Origin of the sequence: Mesorhizobium sp. M7A.F.Ca.CA.002.05.1.1 (assembly GCF_003998335.1) — a bacterium.
GTDB lineage: Bacteria > Pseudomonadota > Alphaproteobacteria > Rhizobiales > Rhizobiaceae > Mesorhizobium.
In genome coordinates this window covers 1-6,263 of the sequence record NZ_RZQI01000309.1, presented here as the reverse complement: position 1 = coordinate 6,263, position 6,263 = coordinate 1, and the positions used below count along the sequence as shown (strand labels likewise).

6 protein-coding genes are annotated in these 6,263 nt (G+C 63.1%); 1 reads left to right on the top strand and 5 read right to left on the bottom strand.

Annotated features, from left to right (window positions below; genetic code table 11):
• Nucleotides 1–269: 269 nt before the first annotated feature.
• The 5 genes from EN939_RS17005 to EN939_RS16985 form a co-directional block, all read right to left on the bottom strand.
• Nucleotides 270–1,580 carry a flavin monoamine oxidase family protein gene (locus EN939_RS17005; RefSeq protein ID WP_127268957.1) on the bottom strand — a complete coding sequence of 437 codons (1,311 nt, stop codon included), beginning with the start codon at nt 1,578–1,580 and terminating at the stop codon, nt 270–272.
• 98 nt (nt 1,581–1,678) lie between these two features.
• Nucleotides 1,679–2,737 carry a dipeptidase gene (locus EN939_RS17000; protein WP_127268955.1) on the bottom strand — a complete coding sequence of 353 codons (1,059 nt, stop codon included), beginning with the start codon at nt 2,735–2,737 and terminating at the stop codon, nt 1,679–1,681.
• Between the two features lie 139 nt (nt 2,738–2,876).
• Nucleotides 2,877–3,176 (bottom strand): GNAT family N-acetyltransferase, encoded by a 300-nt coding sequence (locus EN939_RS16995; protein WP_013529296.1) that lies wholly within the window; start codon nt 3,174–3,176, stop codon nt 2,877–2,879.
• A gap of 2 nt (nt 3,177–3,178) precedes the next feature.
• On the bottom strand, nt 3,179–3,799 hold the full coding sequence (locus EN939_RS16990) for an alpha/beta hydrolase (protein ID WP_127268953.1): 621 nt from the start codon (nt 3,797–3,799) through the stop codon (nt 3,179–3,181).
• 4 nt (nt 3,800–3,803) lie between these two features.
• Nucleotides 3,804–4,736 carry a VOC family protein gene (locus tag EN939_RS16985; RefSeq protein ID WP_127268952.1) on the bottom strand — a complete coding sequence of 311 codons (933 nt, stop codon included), beginning with the start codon at nt 4,734–4,736 and terminating at the stop codon, nt 3,804–3,806.
• Between the two features lie 226 nt (nt 4,737–4,962).
• On the opposite strand from EN939_RS16985, the gene EN939_RS16980 reads away from it, so the two are divergent.
• Nucleotides 4,963–6,263 (top strand): sulfatase-like hydrolase/transferase (locus tag EN939_RS16980; protein WP_127268950.1); only part of this gene is annotated, 1,301 nt, incomplete at its 3' end.

Genomic DNA, 6,263 nt, shown 5'->3' with positions numbered 1-6,263 from the left:
TTGCGCTCTGGAGCCTGAAGGCGGCTCTCGCCGCGGATCGTCTGGATTTTCGCATGCATTGCCTTCCCCTTCGCTGAGTTTCTTTTGGCGGTGAAATGAACTTATCCGCACTTTGTAACGACGATGGGGTGGCGAAGGACTGGCACTGTAACCAATTCGAAACAGCATTCGGGCGAAGTCGGGCAAAATCGGGCATAGCTTCGACGGCGCTCGGGCTCGAGGCGCAACCTGACCCGATCTTGCCAAACAGTTTTTCGAAAAGACCAGGCTCAGACCGGAGCTTGAAGCTCGGCAATGATCTTGTGCGCGGCGATACGCCCGGCAATGATGGCGCCCTCGACATACCCCGGAAACGACGGCGAGAGTTCTGAACAGGCGAGATACACCGGCGGTGCGCCGGCAAGGATCGTTCGCTCGGCATCTCTTGCTGTCACGTCGACAACAAGATCGCTGTACGCGCCGCCGCTCCAGCGATCTCCTACCCAGTCACGCAAACTGAAATCGATGACATCACCGGCATCCGGGCCAAGGGCTGCCTCCAACCGGCCGGTCACCTCCGCACGCAGTTCCACCTCGCCGAGGTCACGCCAGCGCAGCGCGAGCGACCCGCCGACGAACACGACGAGCGCGGCATGCTCCGCATCCTTGCCGGCGTCGCAGGCAAACAGCCCCGGCGGATCGAGCCACATCACCATGCCGTTCAAATCCCGCCCGCGCCAAAACGGTTTGGCATAGCGCACCAGGATCTTGATAGCCGCGCCGCTTTTCCAGGCGCCGAGCGCCCGCCCCAGTCCAGATGGCAAGGCGGGGGCAAAGGCGAGCTCCGTCACCGTCGCCGGGGGGACGGCAACCAGAACCGTGCGCGCCTCGATGGCACCCCCGGCCGAAACGACAAGAACACCTTGCGAACTATACTCGATGCGCGTGACCGGCTCGCTGAGCCGCAACCGATCACTGAGGTCGCGGGCCAGATCGTCGGCCAGTGAATGCATGGTTTCGCGCACGAAATATTGCAGCTCCGGCACCTCGTTGGTGACGCGTCGGTCATTGTCGATCAGATACCAGAGAGGAATCTGATCCAGCGTCATGCACCAGAGACCTTCGATCATCGAACGGAAGACGGCCCTGGCGTCGGCCGAATCGCGCTGGCGGGCAAGCCAGTCGGCAACGGTCAGTCCGGCAATCGAGACGTCGTCCGGATCGATCCCGTTCATGCGCTCGCGGATTGCCATTGCCGCGTCATAGATCCGCTCTGCTCGTTGTACGGACATCGTCGGCTGGGTGATGAAATCGCCATCGACATAGGTTTCAACCAGCGTCTTGCCGCGCGCCTCGATCAGCGCCATCAATTCCGGCATGTCCTCGCACAGGAACTGGCCGCCACTATCGATCCGTTCGCCAAGTCCGTTCAGGCGGGACTCGACGCGTCCGCCGACGCGGTCGCCTGCTTCGAGCAGAATGAAATCGATGTCGGCCTTCTTCATCTCGAGCGCCGCCGACAGGCCTGTGAAACCCGCACCGACGATGACGACATCGGTTCGCTCGAATTCGCCGCCCTCATCCGTGAAGGTCTTCAGCATTGCCGGCTATCCACCCAATCGCATCCGGCTTCCACCGACGAAGTATGTCCTTGTCGACATATGCCGGCGGGCCGCACACGCCATGCCGCAGGCTGTCTCTAACCTATCGTTTTCTCGAGCATATTGAGCCAGTTGCGATAGGCGATTTTTTCGATCAGTGCGCGGCCGAAACCGCGTGCCGCCAATGCATCGATCAGCTTCGGCAGGCCGGCGACATCCCCGATGACGGCCGGGATCATGGCGCCGTCGAAATCGGAGCCAAGACCAACGCCGTCCTCACCCAGCGCCTGCAGCAGCGAATCGATATGCCGCACCATGATGTCGAGGCTTGTGTCGGCATTCATGCGACCATCCTCGCGCAGGAAGCCGGTTGCGAAGTTCAGCCCGACCATGCCGCCGGTTTCGCGGATCGCGCCGAGCTGCCAGTCGGTCAAGTTGCGCGAATGGCCGCAGATCGCGTGCACGTTGGAATGGGTCGCGACCAGCGGCGCATCGCTGAGCGCCGCGACATCGCGAAAGCCCTTCTCGTTGAGATGCGAGAGGTCGATCATGATCTTCAACTGGTTGCAGGCCTTGACCAGCGCCTTGCCGGCATCGGTGAGGCCGGGGCCGGTGTCGGGCGAGGACGGGAAGCGGAACGGCACGCCGTGGCCGAAGGCGTTCGGCCGGCTCCAGACGATGCCGAGGGAACGCAGGCCGGCTTCATGCAGCACGTCGAGCATGGTGAGCTCGGGATCGATCGCCTCGACCCCTTCGATGTGGAACACTGCGGCGATCGAGCCTTGCGCCATGGCACCGCGCACATCGCCGGCGCTGCGGCAGACGGTGAGCGCTCCGGCCCGTTCCAGCCTGAACAGGATCGAGGCCATCGCGATGGTCGAGGTCAGCGCCTCATTGCGCGGAACCTCGGGGGGCAGCGGTTCGGCGGCGCTCGGCGCCAGGGGCACGGCGCCGCGCCTGGATTTCTCGACAGGTGGCGGAAAGATGGCGAACATGCCCCCGGCGAAGCCGCCGGCTTTCGCGCGCGGCAGGTCGATATGGCCGCCCGATTTCCCCTCGATGAACAGCTTTTCGACGTCCGTGTCTTTCGACTGATAGAGTCTGAGCAACGTATCATTGTGGCCGTCGAAGACGGGAACGAGATCGGTTTCGGTCATAGGGGATCATTCGGTTCGTTTGTCGGCGGCGGCTGAGATATACCATACCTACTTAGGCAGGATGCGCCACCCGCGCAAATGCCAGACCGCCCCGGGAGGATGGCAGCCGCTTGCCGCAACGTTTCAGGCAACGAAATCCCTACCGCTTCAGCACGTCGGCCCATTCCTGATGGCGGCGGAACTGGGCGTTGGCGAACGGGCAGAGCGGGATGATCTTCTTACCCGCCGCACGCGCATCCTCGACGGCGCGGGTGACGAGGCGAAGCCCGGCACCCTGGCCGCGAAAGACGTCCGGCACTTCGGTGTGGTCGATGATGATCTGGTGCTCACCGATCTTGGTGAAGGTCATCTCGGCCTCTGCGCCATCGGGTCCACGCAGGACATAGCGGCCCTTGGAACCGCGATCCTCAAGTTCGATCTCAGGCAGTTGGTCAGGCATCGCTATGCTCCTTGGGCAGCATCGGCAAAGAACCGCCGTGCCGCCTCGATCTCGTTTGGCCGCACCTCGTGCCCGCCATCGTGCCATTCCACTGTGACATCGGCGCCGTCGGCACGCAAATAGGCCTCGAGCCGCGTGGTCAGGTTCGGCGGGCAGATCGGATCGCGCTTGCCGGCGGTCATCAGAATATGGCGGCCGGCGAGACTGCCCTTCACCTGCGGCTCGAACGGGATCAGCGGATGCATCAGCACCGACGCGTCGAACAGGGCTGGAACCGCGAACACCACCGAGGCCAGGACATTGGCGCCGTTGGAATAGCCGAGACCCAGCACGGCCGATGGCTTCGCTGCTTCGACATGGGCCTTGACGAAGCCCGCCATCCTGATCGTCGCCCGTGCCAGATCCTCCATGTCGTAGACGCCCTCGCCGGTGCGGCGGAAGAAGCGCGCAGCACCTTGTTCGGACACATCGCCGCGCGGCGAGATAATGGTTGCCTGGGGCGCGAGATCGCGCCCCAGCGACAGAAGCTGGCTCTCATCGCCTCCAGTGCCATGGAAGACGAACAGCAATGGACCACCCGGCGAACCGGGCAGCAGCTTGTAGATGTAAGCGTCCTTGCTCATGACCTCAGCCTTCCAGTCTCTGCAGATGCTGTTCCAGATACGGCCGCAGGTGCTGGTGCTGCGACGGCAGCTTCAGCGCCTCGCCCAGATGAGCGGTATCCTCGTCGCGATCGAAACCCGGCTCGTTGGTGGCGACTTCGAACAGCACGCCACCCGGTGTGCGGAAATAGATCGCCCAGAAGTAGTCGCGATCGATCACCGGCGTCACCCCATAACCGGTGTCCATCAACGCCTTGCGTACCTCGAGCTGCCTGGCGCGGTTCTCGACCGCGAAGGCGACGTGATGGACAGAGCCGGCACCGAGATCGGCGAAGGCCGTGCTCGGCAGCGATTCGATGTCGATGACGTCGGCGCCATTGCCGTTCTTCACCGCCAGCCGCCTGAGATTGCCGGACTTGTCGACTTCCTCATAGCCCATGAACTTCAGCAGCTCCTCGGTGGCGCCGCCATCCTTCAGCCTGAGCGATACCGAATGTAAACCGCGGATCGCCTGGTCGACCGGAACACCGCCTTTCGCCCAGGGTGCTCTGCCGTCACCCTTGCCCTCGACCAGCGCGAAGCCGTCACCATCCGGTCCGGCAAAAGCCAGGCGCTTCTCGCCGAAGGTCTCTTCGCGCGACAGGCCGGTGACGCCCTCATCGGCAAAACGGCTTTCCCAATAGCCAAGCGTGCCTTCCGGCACCGAGTAGACGGTGGTTCCGACTTCCCCGACCCCATGCCGGCCCTTGCCTATATCGGGGAAAGGGAAATAGGTCATCACCGAACCCGGCGTGCCGGTCTCGTCACCGTAATAGAGGTGGTAGACGTCGGGCGCGTCGAAATTGACGGTCTTCTTGACCCGGCGCTGGCCGAGTTTCCTGGTGAAGAATTCGTTGTTCTGGCGGGCATCCCTGGCCATCGATGTGACGTGATGCAGGCCCTTGATCTGGTCGAGCATTGTCTTGCTCCTTCCTTGGTGCATGTGCGGCCCTCGCCGCTGTCCACGCCAATATGAGGACCAGAGCAGTTTAGGCAAAGGCGGCAAACACAGAATGGACTGTGTCGTAAAAGTGAACGATGGAACAAGGTTCGTTCACCAATTGGCCCGCAGAGTCGGGCTTGCGCCGTGGCCGGAATTCGGTTCCATGAACGGCGTTCGACATCCCGCGAAAAAGGTATCGTGAGTGACTGGAAAAGCCAGGCGGCCCAACATTCTCCTGATCACATGCGATCAGTGGCGTGGCGATTGTCTGTCCGCAGCCGGCCATCCGGTCGTGCAGACGCCCAATACCGACGCTTTGGCCGCGGAGGGTGTGCTGTTCAAGCGGCACTATGGCGGCGCGGCACCCTGTTCGCCCGCTCGCGCCTGCCTCTACACCGGCCTCTACCAGATGAACAACCGCGTCTGCCGCAACGGCACGCCGCTCGACGCTCGCCACGGCAACATCGCGCTCTCGGCTCGCGCCCTGGGCTATGATCCGACGCTGTTCGGCTACACCGACGTCTCGCTCGATCCGCGCCTGCTGGCGCCGGGCGATCCGCGGCTGCAAAGCTATGAAGGCGTGCTGCCGGGCTTTACGGTGCGCCAGTTGCTGCCCGAGCACCAGAAGCAATGGCTATCCTGGCTGGAACTGCAAGGTGTCGACGCCAGCGCCGGGTCCCCCGACATCCACCGTCCGCTGGCCGACGGCGTGGCCGGGACCATCAGCAACGCGCCGCCCGTCTACTCCGGGCAACAAACGCCGGCGGCTTTCCTGACCGGCGAATTCACGCGTTGGCTTGGCGAACAGGAGGACGCCACGCCGTGGTTCGCGCATCTTTCCTTCATCAGCCCGCACCCGCCTTTCATTGTGCCGGAGCCCTACAACACGATGTACGATCCGGCTGACAGCCCGGCCTTCCGGCGCGCGGCAAGCTGGCACGAAGAGGCGGAAAACCATCCCTATCTTGCCTATGATCTCGGCCGGCAGAAACAGATAAAATTCCGCCCAGACGCCAGAGGCAAGGTGCACGACTGGAGCGATGACGATTTTCGCCGCATCCGCGCGATCTATTACGGCATGATTTCCGAGGTCGATGCGCAACTCGGCTGCGTCTGGAAAGCGGTTAAGGCCGCAGGCGCGTGGGACGACACCATCATCGTTCTGACCTCGGACCATGCCGAGATGATGGGCGACCATTTCATGCTGGGCAAGGGCGGCTATTTCGACGGCAGCTACCACATTCCGCTGATCATTCGCGATCCGCGCCAAGGCAAGGCGACCGGCGGCAGTGTCGACAGCTTCACCGAAGCGGTCGACATTTTGCCGACGCTTCTCGACCTGCTCGGCCAAAAGCCCGCGCCGCATCTCGACGGCGCCTCGCTGAAGCCGTTCCTGGGCGGAGAAACCCCTACGGCCTGGCGCGATGCCGCACATTGGGAGTTTGACTTCCGCTCGATTGCCGCGGGCGAGGCCGAAAACCATTTCGGCATCGCCGCACGCCA